This is a genomic window from Haloprofundus salinisoli (genome assembly GCF_020097815.1).
Taxonomy (GTDB): domain Archaea; phylum Halobacteriota; class Halobacteria; order Halobacteriales; family Haloferacaceae; genus Haloprofundus; species Haloprofundus salinisoli.
This window is the reverse complement of the sequence record NZ_CP083664.1, coordinates 176,609-194,655: the sequence shown is the minus strand read 5'-3', so window position 1 is coordinate 194,655 and position 18,047 is coordinate 176,609. Positions and strand designations below refer to the sequence as shown.

The following is an 18,047-nucleotide window of genomic DNA, read 5'->3' as shown; positions in this document are numbered from 1 at the left end:
GCGCGCATGGCGACGATTCGTATCCCCTATTCAGGTAAATCGCCGAGAACGGGTGACCAAGACACAGTCCGACGGTATGGATGTAGATAGACGGCTCGGTTGAAATCCGTAATTCGCGACAGAAATCGCGTACTGAATAGAAAGGGTGTGCTCAGCAGAGATTGCGCCAGAGTTTCCCCTGAGACGGTGAGAGAACAAAATGGTATTGTGCGATTCGGTAATGCCTACTGTTAAGGGCGTTCGATAAGGTTCCTTTTACAGTGAGTAACGAAGTCAGGTGCAGCAACCATCGGGAGGAGCGGGGCTCTGAGAGCGAGTTCGAAGGACGGCGTCAGAGCTTTGCGTCTCGTGACCCGAGCGAACTCCTCGATGACCATGACCACTCGACGGATCATTTCGCTCTCATCTACGAGAATCGCGACGACCAGTTCGCGTCCGCGATTCCATTCATCTGCCAGGGGCTCGATCAGGGCGAGCGCTGTCTGTACGTCGCCGATGACAACTCCAGAGAAGACGTCCTGACGGCGATGGGGGACCACGGCATCGACGTGGACGCCGCCCTCGAATCAGGCGCGCTCTCCGTCGTCACACCGGCGGACACGTACCGGCGGAACGGCGAATTCGATCGGACCACAATGCTGACGTTTTGGGAGGAGTCGCTCGAAGAGGCAAAAGACGAAAGCGGCTATACAGGACTCAGAGCGGCCGCCGAGATGACGTGGGCACTGGATGGGGAGACGAGCACCGACGATCTCGTCGAGTACGAGGCTATGCTCAACTCGCTCTATCGGGCCGAAGACTACGTCGTGATGTGTCAGTACAACCGAGAGCGGTTCCCGGCGTCCGTCATCCACGGCATTATCAAGACCCACCCGTACATCATCGCCGACAGTACCGTCTCGCAGAACTTCTATTACACACCACCCGAGAAGTTCTTCGGCTCCGAGAAGATGGAGACGAAGGTCGACCGTATGATGCAGACGCTGCAAGAGCGGACCGAGGTGAAGGCGAAGTCGAAGGAACGGCGAGAGTATCTCGAGCGAGTGGTCGAGAGCAGCCACGATGCCATTATCGTCGTCGACCCCGAGGCGGACGAGATTGTCGACGCGAATATGACCGCGACCGAGATGCTCGGCTACACGTATGACGAACTGCTGAATCTGAGTCCCGCCGACATACACCCCCACGAACTCGACAAGTTCCGAGAATTCGTCAGGGAAGTGTTCGAGGAGGATACAGGGTGGATAGCAGAGCTCACCTGTGAGACCAAAGAGGGTCACCAAATTCAAACCGAGATATCTGCGTCTCGAATGGAGCACAACGGTCATCCAGCCATGCTCGCGGTAGTCCGTGACGTTAGCGAGCGCAGAAAATGGGAACGAGTCCAACGGAGACTGTACGAGATCACGTCCGATCCCGATCAGACGTTCCCCGAAAAACTCCAGGCAATCCTTCAACTGGGCTGTGAGTGTTTCAGCCTGGACGTGGGCGGGGTGGCCAAAGTCGACCCGGAGACCGACCTGTTGGAAGTCGAGTACGTTAGCGGCGACCACGACCACCTCGTCCCCGGGGCGCGGACCGACCTCTCAGAGACCTACTGCCGGGTTCCCATTGATGCTCACTCGGAAGAGACTGAAGCCGACCCGGTTTCAGTCACCGACCCCATCCACGACGGATTCGCCGACAAGCTCTGCTATGAGCAGTTCGGTGTTCGGACGTACTTCGGTTCGCACCTCGAATTCGAGGAGGATCTTGACCGAACGTTTTGGTTCGTCTCGAATACCCCGCGCGAAGCCGGATTTTCGAAGACTGAACGCGTGTTCCACCGCCTGATGGGCCAGTGGGTGAAGTACGAATTCGAACGCCGCAATCGTGAACAGGAGCTGCGCGAGCGTACTGAGCATCTCAATGCGCTCGTCGAGACCACACCCGAATGCATCAAGACCGTCGCCGCCGACGGTACTCTGCTCCAGATGAACCCCGCCGGACTGGACATGGTGGAAGCCGACTCAGACTCGGACGTGATCGGCAACTGCATCTACGATCTGATCGCCCCCGAACACCGCGAGATGTTCCGTGAGTTCAACGAGCGGATCTGTCAGGGTGAAAGCGGGACTCTGGAGTTCGACATCATCGGTCTAGAGGGCACGCGCCGACATATGGAAACGCATGCAGCTCCTCTGCAAAGCCCTAACGACTCTATCACCCATGTGGCGTTAACGCGCGATGTCACAGAGCAGATAGAGCGCGAACGCGAACTCGAACGGGCACTCGATATGCTCGAGAAGACCGAACGCATCGCAGATGTCGGCGGCTGGGAGATCAAGCCGGAGTCGATGGAGGTGTTCTGGACCGACTACCTCTTCGAGCTTCTGAGAGTGGACCTCGACGAGGAACCGCCACTGGACCGAGCCCTCGATATCTACTACGAGGACGACCGGCCAGTCGTTAGGACTGCTATCGAGGAGGCACTCGACTCGGGAGATCCTTTCGATGTCGAAGCCCGATTCCAAACGCCCAGCGGCGAGCTGCGCTGGCTTCGGATTCAAGGGGTACCCGAGACCACTGATGGCGATGTCGTGTCGCTCCGTGGGGCCGCCCAGGACATCACCGAACGCAATCGGCGCGAACAGCGATTAGAAGAGGTGATCGACAGGCTCGAAGAGACGAACGAGCGCCTGGAACAGTTCGCCTACGCTGCCTCTCACGACCTTCAAGAGCCTCTGCGGATGGTCTCAGCGTACCTCCAATTGATCGAACAGCGGTACGAGGACGTGCTCGACGAGGAGGGCGAAGAGTTCCTCGAGTTCGCAGTAGACGGCGCCGATCGAATGCGCAGTATGATCGAGGGACTGCTCGCCTACTCACGGGTCGAGACGAATGGCGACCCGCTCGAACCCCTCGACCTCAACGCGGTATTCGACGAAGTGTTGTTGGACCTCCAGTTGCAGATCGAAGAGCACAACGCCGAGATTACCGCCGACGACCTCCCCCGCGTCGAGGGTGACGCCAGTCAGCTCCGCCAGGTGTTCCAGAACTTGCTCGAGAACGCAATCACGTACAGCGGTGATGAACCGCCGCGGATCCACGTCTCGGCCGAACGCAACGGCCGCAGGTGGACCGTATCGGTTCGCGACGAGGGAATCGGTATCGATCCAGACGACCAAAACCGCATCTTCGATGTGTTCCAACGCCTTCACACACGTGGCGAATACGACGGGAGCGGCATCGGCCTGGCGCTGTGCGAGCGAATCGCCGAGCGCCACGGAGGCGAAATCTGGGCAGACTCCACTCCCGGTGAGGGGACGACGTTCTCGTTCACGCTTTCAGCCGCACGTTCCCACGATTCATGACTCAGTGGTGTTGAATGACACCGCTCTCGGTTTGAGCGGACGACAAAGTGTGCTACATATAGGGTTTGTACTCAGTATCGCTGTATTCAAAGCAGTCAATTCGAGCCGAGTTTGGTATTGTATTACCAGAAGAACGTTTTAAGATTCACTCGCATTGTCGAATACGAACAACTATTGACGTAGTCGTGAACCTCTTGCATAGTTGTCGACGCTCCGGAAGTAAGCCTTCGTCCCGGGAATCCATCAGATGGCTTTCACTCCTACGTCGGCAACTGTACCACACCGCGAGGGGTACTCCCCACTTTCCCCTTCCTTCCCTCGTTTCAGATAAAATCTAAAAGAAAACAGCGAGAGTTCCCTGGGTCACCTGACCCGCGGTTGTTTACCACCCCCTTCCCTGTGTCAGAGGACACCCAGGGCCGCCCTCGGCCGCTCTTCGTTCTAGCCCACGTCGGTCGTCTCTCTCGTGCTACGAACGTTGCCTCAACCCGAGTGACAGCTCGTTGCTCAGCGCTGTGAGTATATCACAGATACTCGGCGAACGCGGTGGCGAGTTTCTCCTCGGCGCGTCTGAGGTGGTGTTCGACCGTTCGACGGCCGACGCCCACCACGTCTGCGAGTTCGCTGGTCGTCGTTCCGCGGGGAATCTCGTAGTAACCGTGCTCGTACGCGGTGAGAAACACTTCTCGTTGCCGTTCAGAAAGGGCTGGAAGGAACGTGCTGGCCGAGAGGACTGGCGTCTCGGACCTGATCGACGTCAGTTCCTGCTTCGACTCGACCGTCACTTCGTGCGCTGCCGAGATGTCGCCGTACAACGCCGCGAGGTTCGAGGAGTCCAGCGCGAGCACGCGGACGATCTTCGCGCCGTGTTCGTACCGCAAAGGCGGCAGGAGAAGACACCCGTTTGCGGCGATGTGACGTTCGATATAGTCGTCTCGGTGCTCTTTCAGACACGCCTCCGTGATGATGGTCCGATCGTCACCGTTTTCGATCTGTTCTCGGACGCCGACCGTTGTCTCGACGCGTCCGACGACCTCGCTCTGCAGGTCACCTTCGACGTGAAGTAAGTCGCAGTGGTCGTTGCACCACAGTTCGATTCGAGTGTCGTTCCCCGCCGTTGCACTCGCGTAGGGACTGTCACTCCTGATTCGGAACACCGCCTTGTGCATCGTCTCGTACTAGCCCCCGTTATTTAAATCCCTTTCCGCATGGAGAGTCCAAACTATGGGTTCACTGGTCTATGGTATACGTACGCATGACTGACCAACGCTCCGAGACCGAATCAGCGCACGGAGTCGGGACCCCCTCATCGGAATGGCTCGAATATCGGGGCTCACCGACGGGAACGGAGATCGAGTGCGAAGGGTGGCGACAGGAGGCCGCCCTCCGGATGCTCAACAACAACCTCGACCCGGAAGTCGGAGAGAACCCCGAGAAGTTGGTGGTGTACGGCGGGACCGGCAGGGCGGCCCGAAGTTGGGACGCGTACGACAGCATCCTCTCGGAACTCCGAACGCTCGCCGACGACGAGACGCTGCTCGTCCAGTCCGGGAAACCAGTTGGACGGTTCACGACCCACGAGCGCGCACCTCGGGTGTTGATTGCGAACTCGAATCTCGTGGGCGCGTGGGACAACTGGGAGCACTTCCACGAACTCGAATCGAAAGGGCTCATCATGTACGGGCAGATGACCGCCGGGTCGTGGGCGTACATCGGAACCCAGGGCATCATCCAGGGAACGTTCGAGACGTTGGCCGAAACGGCACGTCAACACTTCCCCGACCGCGAAGGGCTCAGGGGGACGATCACGGTCACCGCCGGCCTCGGCGGTATGGGCGGAGCCCAGCCGTTGGCCGTGACGATGAACCACGGCGTCTGCATCGCCGCCGAAGTCGACGAGGACCGAATCGACCGGCGAATCGAGACGGAGTACTGTATGGAGAAGACGGCCGACCTCGACGAAGCCATCGAACTCGCCGAGGAAGCCGCGGAGAACGGAGAGCCGCTCTCTATCGCCGTGCACACGAACGCCGCCGATATGTTCGACGGACTGCTCGAACGCGAGTTCGTCCCGGATGTCGTCACCGACCAGACGAGCGCACACGACGAACTGGAAGGCTACTACCCGGCGGGGTACACCGTCGAAGAAGCCGACGCGCTGCGCGAGGAAAACCCAGAACGATACGTCGAGGAGAGTCTCGATACGATGCAACGGCACGTCGAAGGTATCCTCGCCATGCAGGAACGAGGGTCGGTGGCCTTCGAGTACGGCAACAACATCCGCGGACAGGTGCAGACACACCGCGGAATGGAGAACGCCTTCGACTTCCCGGGATTCGTCCCGGCGTACATCCGACCGCTGTTCTGCCGTGGGAAGGGGCCGTTCCGTTGGGTCGCTCTCTCCGGGGAGGAGGCGGACATCCATCGGACCGACCGAGCGGTGACGGAGCTCTTTCCCGAGAAGGAGCAGCTGCACCGCTGGATCGACCTCGCACAGGAGCAGGTGTCGTTTCAGGGTCTGCCGAGTCGCGTCTGTTGGCTCGGATACGAGACCGACGACGAGGGTCTCACCGAGCGTGCGCGGTTCGCCCTCCGTATCAACGAACTCGTAGCCGACGGCGAGATTACCGCGCCGGTCGTCGTCACGCGCGACCACCTCGACGCCGGCAGCGTCGCCAGCCCGAACCGCGAAACTGAGGCGATGCGAGACGGCTCCGACGCCGTCGCCGACTGGCCGATTCTCAACGCCTTGCTCAACTGCGCGGCCGGCGCCGATATCGTGAGCGTCCACGACGGCGGCGGCGTCGGCATCGGAAATTCGCTCCACGCCAACAACCACGTCGTCCTCGACGGCTCCGATCTCGCCGCCGAGAAAGCCGAGCGCGTCTTCACGACGGACCCCGGTATGGGTATCGTCCGCCACGTAGACGCCGGGTACGAGGACGCAGTGGAGGAAGCAGCGGCGTCGGGCGTTCACATCCCGATGCGGGAGGAGGAATGAGCACTCTCACCGAACCGGTCGACTGGACGGGAACGTCGTCGGACCCCATCGACGAACAGTTCGGCGATGTCGTCGAGAGTTCGAACCTCGCGAGCGCGGACGGATACGACATCGTCCTCGTCGGCGAACCGTACGACGGAGCGGTCATCTCCCGGCGCGGAGCCGCGGAGGGTCCGTCGGCTATCAGGGACGCGTTGGCAGCCGTGAAGACGCATCACTTCGATGTAGGCCCCGTCGATAGCATCGCTGACCTCGGCGATGTGGAGGTTCCTGCAGGGTCGGTCCCGGAAGTGCAAGACGCCATCCGAGAGGCCGTCGAGGCGGTTCATGAACTCGATGCGCTTCCCGTGTTTCTCGGCGGCGACAACTCGGTGACCGTCCCGAACGTCGCACCGTTGCTCGAAGCGGCGAGCATCGGAGTGCTCAACATCGATGCGCACCTCGACGTTCGAGAGGTCCGAAACGGGCCGACGAGCGGGACACCTTATCGCCAGTTACACGAGGCCGGGCTCGACGGCTACGCCTGTATCGGCGCTCGACACTTCGAGACGAGTACGGCCTACCACGACTACGTCCGCGAAAACGGTGGCACCGTCGTGACGGCAGAGGAAGTCGCGGCGGATTTAGTTGCGGCCGTCGACCGAGCGCTCTCGGGTCTCGATTCCGTCGATCGACTCTACTGCAGCGTCGATATAGATGTCCTCGATGCGACTTACTGCGGGTGTAGCGCCCCGACGCCCGGCGGTCTTACGCCGCGGGAGTTGTTCCAACTCGTCCGCCTCGTCGCCGCCGACGAGCGAATCGCGGGCTTCGAACTCGTCGAGTGCGCGCCATCACTCGACGCCGAGGGACGGACCGTCGACGCCGCTGCGCGGACGATTGCACACTTCCTGTCGGGGTGGTCTGCGTGACCGACCTCGTCGTCCACGATGCGGCGCAGGTTGTAACGCCGACCGACGGCAGCGAACTCGAGACGATTCGTGACGGTGCCGTGGCCATCGAAGACGGCGCGGTCGTCGCGGTCGGACCGACTGACGAAGTCGCCCGAGAACGTCCGCCAGAGAACGCGACGGCCGCTATCGACGCTTCCGGGAAGACGGTGTTGCCGGGCTTCGTCGACCCTCATACCCACGCGTCGTTCGCGGGCGACCGCGCCGACGAGTTCTCCGCGAAACTCAGAGGCGCAACCTACCAAGAAATCCTCGCTGAAGGGGGCGGCATCCTGCGAACTGTTCGAGCGGTGCGTGAAGCCACTCGGGACGGACTCGTGCAGAATCTCCTTCAGCAGCTCGATGTCATGCTCGCCTCCGGGACGACGACAGTCGAGGTGAAGTCCGGCTACGGACTCGACGTCGAGACGGAAGTGAAGATGCTCGAAGCCATCGCCGAAGCGAACGACCGTCACCCGATTGACGTGGTTGCGACGTTCATGGGTGCACACGCGGTTCCAGAGGACATGGAGGCCGACGCATACGTCGACCGAGTCGTCGAGGAGCAGTTACCCGCAATCGCGGAGCGCGGCCTCGCCGAGTTCTGCGACGTCTTCTGTGAGGCGGGCGTTTTCTCGGTCGAACAGTCCCGTCGCGTCCTCGAAGCGGGACGAGAACACGGGTTGAAGCCGAAGATTCACGCCGACGAATTCGAACGGCTCGGCGGCGCACAGTTGGCTGCCGAAATCGGAGCCACGAGTGCAGACCACCTCTTGCAGTCGACGACGGAGGATATCTCGGCGCTCGGCGAAGCGAACGTGACGCCCGTTCTCCTCCCGGGAACCGCGTTCTCCTTGGCGACTGACTACGCCGATGCGAGCGCATTCGAGGCGGCCGACATTCCGGTCGCAATTGCGACCGACTTTAACCCGAACTGCTACTCTCAGAGTATGGAGTTCGCAATCGAGCTCGCCTGCAACGGCATGCGGATGTCGCCCGCGTCGGCCATTCGCAGCGCGACGGCGACGGCCGCCGAGGCGCTGGACCGAACGGACGGTACGGGCACGCTTCAGGTAGATTCGCCCGGCGACCTGGTCGTCGCCGGCGTACCCGACTACGAGCACCTCCCGTACAATTTTGGCGTGCGGAACGTCGAGACGGTCGTCAAAGGTGGGGAGGTGGTCCACCGTGACTGACGGCCCGGTCATCGTCGACGGCGAATCGCTTACGCCGGAAGCCGTCGAACGCGTCGCCCAGGAGGGAGCGACCGTCCGTGTCCCCGACGAGGCACGCGAGCGCGTCCGCGAGTCACGCGAACGCATCGTCGACATCGTCGAGTCCGGTCAGGCCGTCTACGGTGTGAATACCGGATTCGGCGAGCTCGTCCAAGAACGCATTCCTGCAGACGACATCGAAACGCTCCAGCAGAACCTCGTCCGGAGTCACGCTGCCGGAGCTGGCCGCGAACTCGCCGAAGAGGAGGTCCGTGCGATGCTCGTCACTCGGCTCAACGCGCTCGTGAAGGGGTACAGCGGCGTCCGAGAACGAATCGTGGACGTCCTCGCCGGGATGTTGAACGAGGGTATCCATCCCGTCGTGAAGGCCAAGGGAAGTTTAGGTGCCAGCGGTGACCTCGCACCGCTGGCGCACCTCGCGCTCGTCGTCACCGGAGAGGGCGAAGCCACGGTAGATGGGGAACGCCTGCCCGGCGACGAGGCGCTGACGCGGAAGAATCTCGAACCGGTGACGCTTCGAGCAAAGGAGGGATTGGGACTCATCAACGGGACGCAACTGACCCTCGGGCTGGCCTCGCTCGTCGTCTGTGACGCCGAACGCGCGATGCGCGCGGCGGATATCGCCGGCGCGATGACCACGGAGGCGACGATGGGGACGACCGCAAGTTCACACTCGAGCATCCAGCGCGTTCGACCTCACCGAGGGCAGGCCGAGAGTGCCGAGAATATCCGTCGACTCACCCGCGACTCCGAAATCGTCGAGTCACATCGGAACTGCGACCGGGTACAGGACGCCTACTCGATTCGCTGTCTCCCGCAGGTTCACGGAGCGGTCCGAGATTCCATTCGACACCTTCGTGAGGCCGTCGAGACTGAGCTCAACAGCGCGACGGATAATCCGCTCGTGTTCGCCGCAGACGAAGCGGACGACCGAGCCAGCGGAACTGAGACGGCGGCCGTCCTCTCCGGTGGGAACTTCCACGGCCAACCACTGGCGCTGCGGCTGGATTACGTCACGAGCGGTCTCTCGGAACTGGCATCGATTGCTGAGCGGCGGATCGACCGGATGCTCAATCCCAACGTTCAGGAGGCGCATCTCCCCCCGTTCCTGACCGAACGGAGCGGGCTTCGCTCGGGCTATATGATCGCCCAGTACACGGCGGCCGACCTCGTGAGTACGATCCGATCACAGGGGCGTCCATCCACGGACAACATCCCCGTCAGCGGGAACCAGGAGGACCACGTCAGCATGAGCGCACAGAGCGCGTACGTCGCACGCGAGGCCGTCGAATCCGCGCTGTGCGTCGTCGGCATCGAACTGGCCTGTGCGGCGCAGGCGCTCGATTTCGTGGGCGAGCAGACCCCAGGAATCGGAACTGACGCGGCGTATCAGACGGTTCGAGAGCATCTCGAACATCTGGACGACGACCGTCCCATCCATCGGGATATGGAGGTAATGGTGGAGATTCTTCGCACCGATGCGTTACTCGAAAACGTAGAGGGGGCACTCGACGCGGCGCTAGCGTGAGAGGTTGATCACGGAAAATTTGAGGTGAAAGCCTCGCCCGTCAGCAGCGGGAGGATGTGGATATGTCCTCTTCCATAGCAATCACACTGTTCAGTGCGTAGATGGGAGTTCTGCGAGGGAGAACCAAAACTCCTCGACCGTTCTCGCCAGTGAAACGAACTTGAGCGGATCAACGGGCTTGATGAGATACGCGTTTGCGCAGTGGGCGTAGGCGTTGCTGATGTCCTCTTCGCTGGCCGAACTCGAGAGGATGATTACGGGAATCCGTCGCACGTCAGGGTCCTCTGCAATCTCTGTGAGGAGTTCGCCACCGTCCTTGTTCGGGAGATTCAGATCGAGCAGGATGAGGTCGGGGCGGGTGGCGTCGGCGTACGCGCCCCGTTGATCCAGGAAGTCCGTGGCCTCCTCCCCATCCCGCGTAACGTGGATTTGGCAATTGGTTTTGCATTCGCTAAATGCCTCCTGTGTGAGGCGGATATCTCCCGGATTATCTTCGACCAGCAGAATTTCAATTTTCTCACTCACCTACGAATCACCATCTACGTACTCCTTTGCATCGGGAACCGTGAAGGAGAAGGTCGACCCCTCACCGGGTTTTGAATCGACCCAAATGCGGCCGTCGTGAATATCGACGATCCGTTGGCAGAGTGCGAGACCGATGCCAGTGCCCGCAAACTCGTCAGTGGTATGGAGGCGGTTGAACACCCTGAAGATACCGTCGGTCTTGTCTGGATCAATCCCGATCCCGTTATCACGGACGGACAGCACCCACTCATCGTTCGGCTTCTCGGCGGTGACGTGAATACGCGGTGGTTCATCGCCGGCGTACGTGATGGCGTTATCGAGCAGGTTCTGGAACAGTGGGACCAGCTGTTGTTTGTCACCCATGACCGTCGGAAGTGAGTCCGAGGTGATCTCGGCGTCGTTCTCCTCGATGGCGATCTGGAGATTGCCCATGGCCTCACGGAGGACAACGGCACAGTCAACTGGTTCAAATTCGTCGCCGTCCCGGTCGAGCCGCGAGTATTTGAGGAGCGCGTCGATCATCTCGCGCATCCGATCGGCACCATCGACGGCGAACTCGATGTAGTCCTGTGCGTCGGCGTCGAGATCGTCCGTATAGCGGTGTTCGAGGAGTTGCAGATAGCTGGATACCATCCGCAGTGGTTCCTGAAGATCGTGGGAGGCGGCGTAGGCAAACCGCTTCAATTCGGTGTTCGACCGCTCCAATCGTTCGTTCGAGCGTTCCAGTTGGGCGTTGGTTTGTTCGAGTTCCTGCTCATACTCTTTGCGCTCGGTGATGTCTCTCGCCATCCCGATCCATTCGTCGATAATACCGTCCTCGTCAAGCATCGGGACCGCACGCCAGTACGTCCAACCCAGGCTCCCATCGACCTGCTCCACCTGAGATTCCAACTCAAAGATGCTCTTGGTCTGGATCGCTTCGTTGATGGCCTCCATAACTCGCTCCTGGTCGTCTGGATGAATGTATTTATCAAGCCAATCGTTGGTCGCTTCCTGCGTATCGGGGATGAACTCCTTGCCTTCGAGATAGTACATTTCACTCCAATCAGAGCTCATGCGATATACGACATCTGAACTCGCGGAGACCAACGCACGGAATCGCTCCTCGCTTTCGCGCACCGTTTCATACAGACGAGCGTTATCAATGGCTACGGCTGCTTGGGCAGCAATCCCGGTGATGATGTTTTCATCCTTCTCGGTGAATATACCCGGCTCCGAATGGCCGAAGAAAAGGCCGCCGTGTACTTCACCGGAGTTCGAAATTACAGGAACCGCCAGGTAACTGCATACGGGCAGATGGCCTTCGGGCATCCCCTTGTAGGGCGCGTTATTACCGTAGCGCGGATCTTTGGTGATGTCGTCCGAACGGACGACCCCCTCGCCGTGAAAGGTCGGACCGAAGACCTCCGTATTGCGCGGCATCGGGAAGTCCTCGAATGCCTCATCAGGAACTCCTGAGATGGTATAAAGCGTGTAGGATTCGCCCTGATCATCGATGACGTTATAGAAGAAGGCACCAAACTCCGCGTCGGTTATTTCCGTACCGGCGTCTGTAACCTCCTGCACCAGATTCTCGAGGTCGAGTTCGGCGGCCAGTGAGTTGCCTACCTCGTTGATTGTTTCGAGGGTGTGGGTATGTTCGCGCAGTGCCTCCGCGGCCTGCCTGCGTTCAAGTTCGTACTCTACCCACTGGCCCATCAGGCGGTGGAACGTGCGTTCCTCGTCCGAGAACTCACGGTCCCGTGGCTCAGTCGAGACGAAGAAGAGTATCCGGTCGACATCGCCGTCGACTTCGACGTGGGTCCTAAGGTAGGCTCTCCTGCCGAACTCCTCGTAGGCATTCGTGTCTTCGAACCCGCTGTCTACGGAGTCTGAGTCGCCAGCCGTCCGCTCACCGCCAGCAATTACTCGACAGTAGGACTCCGAAAGCTCGACTTGGGCTCCCGGAACGAGGTGTTCATGGTCTCCGCTCATGACTTCCACCTCGAAGCGGTCGGTCGCCGGGTCTACGCAGGCCATCCCGCCCAGTTCGAGGCCGAGCCGTTCGCACCCGAGGTCGAACAGTGCCTGAAGTTTCTCCTCGAACGTCCGGTCGGAACCGGCCACAATCTCGTACAACGTTCGCTGAGCCTGCTTGTGATTCTGGAGTTCCGTCTTCGCCTCAGTCAGATTACGCAGCGTCCCCATCATCCGGTCGACTTCGCGGGCCGATTTCTCGGGACCGAAGAATTCCTCGGGCGGTGTGTAGTAGACGTTGTGACTGACCCTGTTGCCGTGGATGATGTGGGGATGGGTGCTGATGACGTCGTGGATGATCTCCGGCGAGAATCGCGCGCAGTTGTACTGACAGAGCGCGATGCCGTCCACGTCATCGAAGAGGTAGTTGGCCTTGGCCTCGCACCTGATGAGATCCTCACCGTCGGGGTCCTCCTCCAAGACACTACTCATCTCGCCGGTCACCCGGAGCGCCTCGTACTCCTCGGTGGCCTCCTCGATGGCCTCGTCGAGGAACGCAATCGTATCGTCTGGGTCGAACGTCCCGTTCCGGAGGTAGCTGTCCTGGGCGGTGTGGATGGAGAATGCGCCCGATTCGAGTGCGGCGTCGACGTCAATGCCATCGGCCCGCATGGCCTCAAGGATCTCTTCTCTGGAGTTCTCATAGGTGATGTACAGGCACCGTTCGCCCCGTTCGAGCCCCTGGCGCATGAACGGGACGGCGGCTGCAAACTGCTCCTCTTGGGTCTCGTAGATGAGTGCGAAATGGTCGTTCGCGTGGGTATGATCGTCGAGGGGTTCGACCGGGCCGCGAAACTCCGAACTCTGACGCAGTGCTTCGAGTCCCCGCTCGATGTTCACTTTCCCTTGGTCCCTCGGCTCGTTCCTTTGACTCACTGCCACCCCTTACTCACAGGGAACGTTTAAGATTGGGCATTATCGTCGCAGGGGAGTGATACGTCCTCGTATTCCTCTCGTTTGAGTGACCGATCGGTAGATATACGCCCTGTATGTATACTGAGATCGGGGAGTCCACATGACCGAGAAGCGCTTTGTATTCAGCAGCCGATGGGTGAAGTGACAAATAATTGTTAAAATCTTGTGCGAAATACAGAGGAGGTATTCATCATCCTGCCATCTTTTATGTCATATTTGAAGAGTCGAATTAACAGATGAATCGAGACTGCGTATCTTTCGGCATCTCTGTCGCATCGAGATGGCGCTAACTGCCTCAATCTTCGTCAGTGTGAGTCGGGAAGCGGACTACAGAGAGCCAGAAATTCTCTAACGTCCGAATTACATCGATGAACTCGTCTGGGTCAACCGGCTTGGGGACGTATGCATTTGCCTGGTTGTTGTATGAAGTGATGATGTCCGTCTGTGCCTCAGACCCGGTCAATACGATGACGGGGATTTGCTCAAGCGATGAGTTGGATTTTATCTCTTTCAGCACCTCCTCCCCACTAAGCGTGGGGAGCTTCCAATCAAGGAGGATAAGGTCCGGGCGTGCAACGTCTGCATATTCGTTGCGCTGCTTGACGAAATCTAATGCTTCGTCTCCGTCGTTAACGATGTAGAGCGTATTGGCTATCGACGCGTCGTGGAATGCTTCTTCAAGGAGACGAACGTCACCCTGATTGTCTTCAACCAACAGGATAATGATATCCTCACCCGGTGGCAACCCTGAGCGCCCCATGCCGATGCTACCTAATTAGACTATGTAAGGTTTGTTATATACGCGGGTTAGCTTTCGTTATTTAGATTAATAAACACCATTCCGAACTACCACCAGACGATGATTAGCGTGTGACCGATACGCGCCTTGTATTCAGCATACCCGTAGAAACCTACCTATCCTCTGTCAGAATCGACGTGCTGACTACAGAGGGTGTATTGGTTTCATCTCATACCCCCTCATCGGTTTCGGTCCTGTTAACGTCCTACAGAAGACATTTACTACATCCAGTAACAGTGCAACTCGTGAAATCCTCCAGAATCAGCCAAGCGATAGTCGCCGCTGGTGGTGTATTCGTCGTTATTGGCTACCTTTCACCGTGGGCAGTCGTTGACCCTGATCACGAAGGCCCAGTCGCAGATATCATGTTCTGGCGTCAGAATACGGCGTTCGACCTGGATTATTTTCAGGCAGACGTACTCACATTGCTTCCACTAGTACTGACGGTCATGTTGATTGCTCAAGATCCGAGATCACGGGTTGCACACGCAACCGGGCTACTCAGTGGTCTCTTTTATGTCGGTCTGCCCATCTACTATCGAACGAATCTCGTTGAGCTACACCATGTGGCTACAGATTTTATCTACAGTGTACTGGTCGGTGGCGTGCTCATCCTCCTCGGCGTCGGTGTTACTGTGTCAAGAGTCGTAACACATGAAGCCCAGTGAGACATATGCGCCTTCTATTCAGCAGTCGGTGAGCGAATTCCTCACCTATTGTCAGTAACGGATGCGAGGTACAGAGAATGCATTCAGCAACGTAGTATCTACAAGCGGTGTAGCTCTCGGTGAATTCGTCATCGATTATCCTGCGACAATCGGATGAGACGAGAGCGATTTGTCTACCTCTGTCGCCGCCTACGAGATGAACTCCTTAATAATCCGCCCTTCAGCTCGATGGAGGACACCACTAGCCGCTGATTGATTGACCCCCAATGTTTCTGCAAGTTCAACTAGGGTACAGCCGCGAGGACTGTCGTAATAGCCCCGTTCAACAGCTTCAGTGATGACCTCCCGTTGACGCTCGGTCAGAACTCCGTTCGGGTCGTATGATTGGGTTAACGACAGTATCTCGTACGGAATGTGAGCCGCCGCTAACTCGGTAGTCAACTCCGACAACTGCTCCTGTGAGGTAGTTTGTTCACCGGATGCCCACCCGTCTCGGATGGTGATAGGAAATCTCGGAAGGACCCCCATCGAACGCCTTGCCTCATACGTTGACGGCATCGGGAACACCAACTGGACCAGTACCATCCCGCCGTCGGAATGGAGCACTTCGTACGAGCGCACCTCCGGTGCGTCGTCGAACCGGCGAACGATGGCGTCCCCATCCGATGTCGTTACTTCGATCAGTTCGAGCACGCCATCGTCTACGGGCTGGCTCGTCAGAATCTTGAACTCGGCGTCCGAGAAGTCGGTCGAGACATCAGCCAGCCAGTTGTCGTCGTCTGCCCCGATCTCGACCTTCAGGTGTGCACGGACCATACCACCGGAGTTGGCCGGCGAGTGGCTTAACAGACTTCCTAGTGGCTTAATAAGGTGAATATATTCACGGGGAAATCCGTAGTCTCAACAAGCGTAGTAGACCCATGGCTCTCGTCGGAGACAGGATGGAACGTGATGAATGAACGCCTGTCCGAACCGCGTAAGAGTAGTAGACTATGAGCACAATTGCAACGGCCATCCCTCTCGTGCAAGGGCTGCTCGGACTCATCATGCTGGCTGCGGGCATTGCGAAGCTAATCGGCATTGACCTGGTGGTAGAGGATTTCGACCGGTACGGCTATCCAGAGTGGTTCCGGTTCGTTACTGGTGGCATCGAGGCTTTTGGGGGTCTCGGCTTGCTCGTCGGTCTCGTGTTCACGCCGATTCTCGCTGTTCTCGGCGGACTGTTAATCGTCGCCACGATGGCCGGGGCCATCCTCACACATCTCTTCCGGGTTGACGACCCGCTCTGGAGATTTGTGGGGCCAGCGATCTATCTCACCACCGGACTTCTCGTGACGAGATTCCACCTGCTGTCGTTCTAGCCATCCAAGTACGAGCAGCAGTGCTTGCCCCGGTTGCGGTAGGGGTGGGAGTCGTAGGCACGATTCAAGCGGGATGGTCGGCCTCGATAACTAGGCGGGCGTAGATATCGGTGGGTTCGTTATGGCTTCGGATACAAGATACGCGCCTTCTATTCAGCACAGTCGCTAAAACCCATTCAAATGCTGTCACAAACGACGTGGTGAATACAGAGGTTGTAGTGGTCAGTAAGACCACCCACCGGCGATTCCTCCGCTGATATTGACTTTTAATACAGGGTCGAGACAAACGCTTCGCTGAAATCTGCCCAATTACTGTCTGTAGACATCTGCTGAATACAGAGGGTGTAGTCCGCAAACGGTCTTCGTTTGTTGTTTGGCCAGCGGTGAAATAGGCGATTGGTGCAGCGAAGAATCTGTTGTTGAACACGACAAGATATTTGTAGATTAGACTGAACTACATTTTATGCCTGAAGACGCCGCTGTAGACTCGTTTCGGTACGCTCTCAATCCCGAGTTGGTGAAGCTTTACGTGGTGACTGTACTGGGATGGTTCATTATTGAGTTCTCACGGGGAGGCTTCTTTATCATTCCAAATCCAGTACTGGAAACTCTTGTCTCATTAATAGCGGCTCTTTTTGGTCTTACGCTCCTCTTCGGAGGTTTTGTTGGCGTTGTTCATCGAGTGCTGTCTGACTCGATGCAGACCATGCGCTAACGGCACATTCGTGCTCTCTATTCAGCAGTCGGTAAGCGAAACCCTCGACTGCTGTCAGTAACGGAATGCGAGATACAGAGGATGTATCTCTCACTGAATCCTCGGTTTTTCCATCTCATCGGAGCTAAATTAACTGCGAGGTAGCGCGCGGGCAGTGAACAGTAGTTACTCCTGATTCTGAACTCGCGGGAGGGGGCCTAATCAGCCTTTGAGTTACGCTTAAATAGTGACCCTTTCCTCCTCGACCTCGCCGCTTGAACTAACAGTCAGAGTCACGCTCTCGTAATCCTCAACGTTTTCTCTATATACTTGTTCACCGTCGATAGATACGCTGATTTCGCAGGTCTCGGCGTCCTCCTCGCGGTCGAGTTGAGCCGATTCTCCTGATCGAATTGGGAACTCCTCGCCTCGACATTCGGCTTGTAGTACCACGTCGCCCGAAACGCCCAGCGCTACGAATACCTCTACGAGTTTCGTTCCTTTACACATCGACGGCCAACACTCAGGTGTCACGCCTTCGGGAGACAGTGTCTCGGTTTTCGGTGTTGTAGAGTTATTTCTCGTTGTACCACCGAAATCACCCTCAATACAGCCGGAGAGAGATATGGAAAGCGCCGAGATTGAGAGGAATTGGCGACGATTCATACTGTCCCGTACACGTAGATGTGTAAGTGTCTTCTGAGAATAGAGAACGTTATTAATTCAGACCCAGTAAGAGGGCATTACAAGGTATATTACTCGTGTTAAGCGATTCAAGTCACCCACCTCAAGGACCGAACCGAGATAACCGACTCGCGCCTTGTATTCAGCAGTCGGTGAGCGAACTCCTCAACGGCTGTCAGTACTGGATTGCAAGATACAGAGGGTGTGTCGGTCACTTCAGAAAGGGTGTGTCCGATTTTCAAGATACGTCTTCTCGCCGGTGGTAGAGGTTCTTATATCCAAAGAAGATGAGGAGAGTTCCCAATCCGACCAACGAACCCCCTCCGAGAATCGTTGCGA

The 18,047-nt window shown here is 58.2% G+C and carries 14 protein-coding genes; 8 read left to right on the top strand and 6 right to left on the bottom strand.

Features of this window, described 5'->3' with window-relative positions; translation table 11 throughout:
- The first annotated feature begins 260 nt into the window (after positions 1 to 260).
- On the top strand, positions 261 to 3,353 hold the full coding sequence (locus LAQ73_RS16600; RefSeq protein WP_224270807.1) for an MEDS domain-containing protein: 3,093 nt from the start codon (positions 261 to 263) through the stop codon (positions 3,351 to 3,353).
- Positions 3,354 to 3,877: 524 nt separating this feature from the next.
- Here the strand turns inward: LAQ73_RS16600 and LAQ73_RS16595 are convergent.
- On the bottom strand, positions 3,878 to 4,522 hold the full coding sequence (locus LAQ73_RS16595) for a helix-turn-helix domain-containing protein (RefSeq protein WP_224270806.1): 645 nt from the start codon (positions 4,520 to 4,522) through the stop codon (positions 3,878 to 3,880).
- A gap of 86 nt (positions 4,523 to 4,608) precedes the next feature.
- Between LAQ73_RS16595 and hutU the strand changes: the two genes are divergently transcribed.
- Genes hutU through hutH form a run of 4 tightly spaced genes read left to right on the top strand, consistent with a single transcriptional unit; the run spans position 4,609 to position 10,046 of the window.
- Complete coding sequence (hutU, locus tag LAQ73_RS16590) at positions 4,609 to 6,354, top strand: urocanate hydratase (RefSeq protein WP_224270805.1); 1,746 nt, start codon at positions 4,609 to 4,611, stop codon at positions 6,352 to 6,354.
- Positions 6,351 to 7,265, top strand: coding sequence for a formimidoylglutamase (gene hutG, locus LAQ73_RS16585; protein ID WP_224270804.1), 915 nt, complete (start codon positions 6,351 to 6,353; stop codon positions 7,263 to 7,265). Before hutU ends, hutG begins: the two co-directional genes overlap by 4 nt.
- On the top strand, positions 7,262 to 8,479 hold the full coding sequence (gene hutI, locus LAQ73_RS16580) for an imidazolonepropionase (protein ID WP_224270803.1): 1,218 nt from the start codon (positions 7,262 to 7,264) through the stop codon (positions 8,477 to 8,479). Before hutG ends, hutI begins: the two co-directional genes overlap by 4 nt.
- Complete coding sequence (hutH, locus tag LAQ73_RS16575) at positions 8,472 to 10,046, top strand: histidine ammonia-lyase (RefSeq protein ID WP_224270802.1); 1,575 nt, start codon at positions 8,472 to 8,474, stop codon at positions 10,044 to 10,046. Before hutI ends, hutH begins: the two co-directional genes overlap by 8 nt.
- A 90-nt stretch (positions 10,047 to 10,136) precedes the next feature.
- On the opposite strand, the gene LAQ73_RS16570 is transcribed toward hutH, so the two are convergent.
- The 3 genes from LAQ73_RS16570 to LAQ73_RS16560 all read right to left on the bottom strand — a co-directional run bounded on the left by LAQ73_RS16570 (position 10,137) and on the right by LAQ73_RS16560 (position 14,262).
- Positions 10,137 to 10,571 (bottom strand): response regulator, encoded by a 435-nt coding sequence (locus LAQ73_RS16570; RefSeq protein WP_224270801.1) that lies wholly within the window; start codon positions 10,569 to 10,571, stop codon positions 10,137 to 10,139.
- Positions 10,572 to 13,463, bottom strand: coding sequence for an MEDS domain-containing protein (locus LAQ73_RS16565; RefSeq protein ID WP_224270800.1), 2,892 nt, complete (start codon positions 13,461 to 13,463; stop codon positions 10,572 to 10,574).
- Between the two features lie 334 nt (positions 13,464 to 13,797).
- Positions 13,798 to 14,262, bottom strand: a complete 465-nt coding sequence (locus tag LAQ73_RS16560; protein ID WP_224270799.1) for a response regulator — start codon at positions 14,260 to 14,262, stop codon at positions 13,798 to 13,800.
- A 284-nt stretch (positions 14,263 to 14,546) separates the two neighbouring features.
- Between LAQ73_RS16560 and LAQ73_RS16555 the strand changes: the two genes are divergently transcribed.
- Positions 14,547 to 14,969: a hypothetical protein gene (locus LAQ73_RS16555; protein ID WP_224270798.1), complete on the top strand. Its 423-nt coding sequence runs from the start codon at positions 14,547 to 14,549 to the stop codon at positions 14,967 to 14,969.
- Between the two features lie 189 nt (positions 14,970 to 15,158).
- Here the strand turns inward: LAQ73_RS16555 and LAQ73_RS16550 are convergent, their stop codons facing one another.
- Positions 15,159 to 15,785: a helix-turn-helix domain-containing protein gene (locus tag LAQ73_RS16550; protein WP_224270797.1), complete on the bottom strand. Its 627-nt coding sequence runs from the start codon at positions 15,783 to 15,785 to the stop codon at positions 15,159 to 15,161.
- A gap of 176 nt (positions 15,786 to 15,961) precedes the next feature.
- Here LAQ73_RS16550 and LAQ73_RS16545 point away from each other — a divergent pair, with 176 nt between their 5' ends.
- Both LAQ73_RS16545 and LAQ73_RS16540 read left to right on the top strand, forming a co-directional pair.
- Positions 15,962 to 16,330, top strand: a complete 369-nt coding sequence (locus LAQ73_RS16545; protein WP_224270796.1) for a DoxX family protein — start codon at positions 15,962 to 15,964, stop codon at positions 16,328 to 16,330.
- A gap of 463 nt (positions 16,331 to 16,793) precedes the next feature.
- On the top strand, positions 16,794 to 17,045 hold the full coding sequence (locus LAQ73_RS16540; RefSeq protein WP_224271096.1) for a hypothetical protein: 252 nt from the start codon (positions 16,794 to 16,796) through the stop codon (positions 17,043 to 17,045).
- A gap of 219 nt (positions 17,046 to 17,264) precedes the next feature.
- Here the strand turns inward: LAQ73_RS16540 and LAQ73_RS16535 are convergent, their stop codons facing one another.
- Positions 17,265 to 17,690: a hypothetical protein gene (locus tag LAQ73_RS16535; RefSeq protein WP_224271095.1), complete on the bottom strand. Its 426-nt coding sequence runs from the start codon at positions 17,688 to 17,690 to the stop codon at positions 17,265 to 17,267.
- Positions 17,691 to 18,047: the final 357 nt, after the last annotated feature.

Bases quoted from the DNA above. Each gene is read 5' to 3' on its own strand.
- LAQ73_RS16595 (WP_224270806.1), bottom strand. From the start codon at position 4,522: ATGCACAAGGCGGTGTTCCGAATCAGGAGTGACAGTCCCTACGCGAGT.
- hutU (WP_224270805.1), top strand. From the start codon at position 4,609: ATGACTGACCAACGCTCCGAGACCGAATCAGCGCACGGAGTCGGGACC.
- hutG (WP_224270804.1), top strand. From the start codon at position 6,351: ATGAGCACTCTCACCGAACCGGTCGACTGGACGGGAACGTCGTCGGAC.
- LAQ73_RS16560 (WP_224270799.1), bottom strand. From the start codon at position 14,262: ATGGGGCGCTCAGGGTTGCCACCGGGTGAGGATATCATTATCCTGTTG.
- LAQ73_RS16550 (WP_224270797.1), bottom strand. From the start codon at position 15,785: ATGGTCCGTGCACACCTGAAGGTCGAGATCGGGGCAGACGACGACAAC.
- LAQ73_RS16545 (WP_224270796.1), top strand. From the start codon at position 15,962: ATGAGCACAATTGCAACGGCCATCCCTCTCGTGCAAGGGCTGCTCGGA.
- LAQ73_RS16540 (WP_224271096.1), top strand. From the start codon at position 16,794: ATGCCTGAAGACGCCGCTGTAGACTCGTTTCGGTACGCTCTCAATCCC.
- LAQ73_RS16535 (WP_224271095.1), bottom strand. From the start codon at position 17,690: ATGAATCGTCGCCAATTCCTCTCAATCTCGGCGCTTTCCATATCTCTC.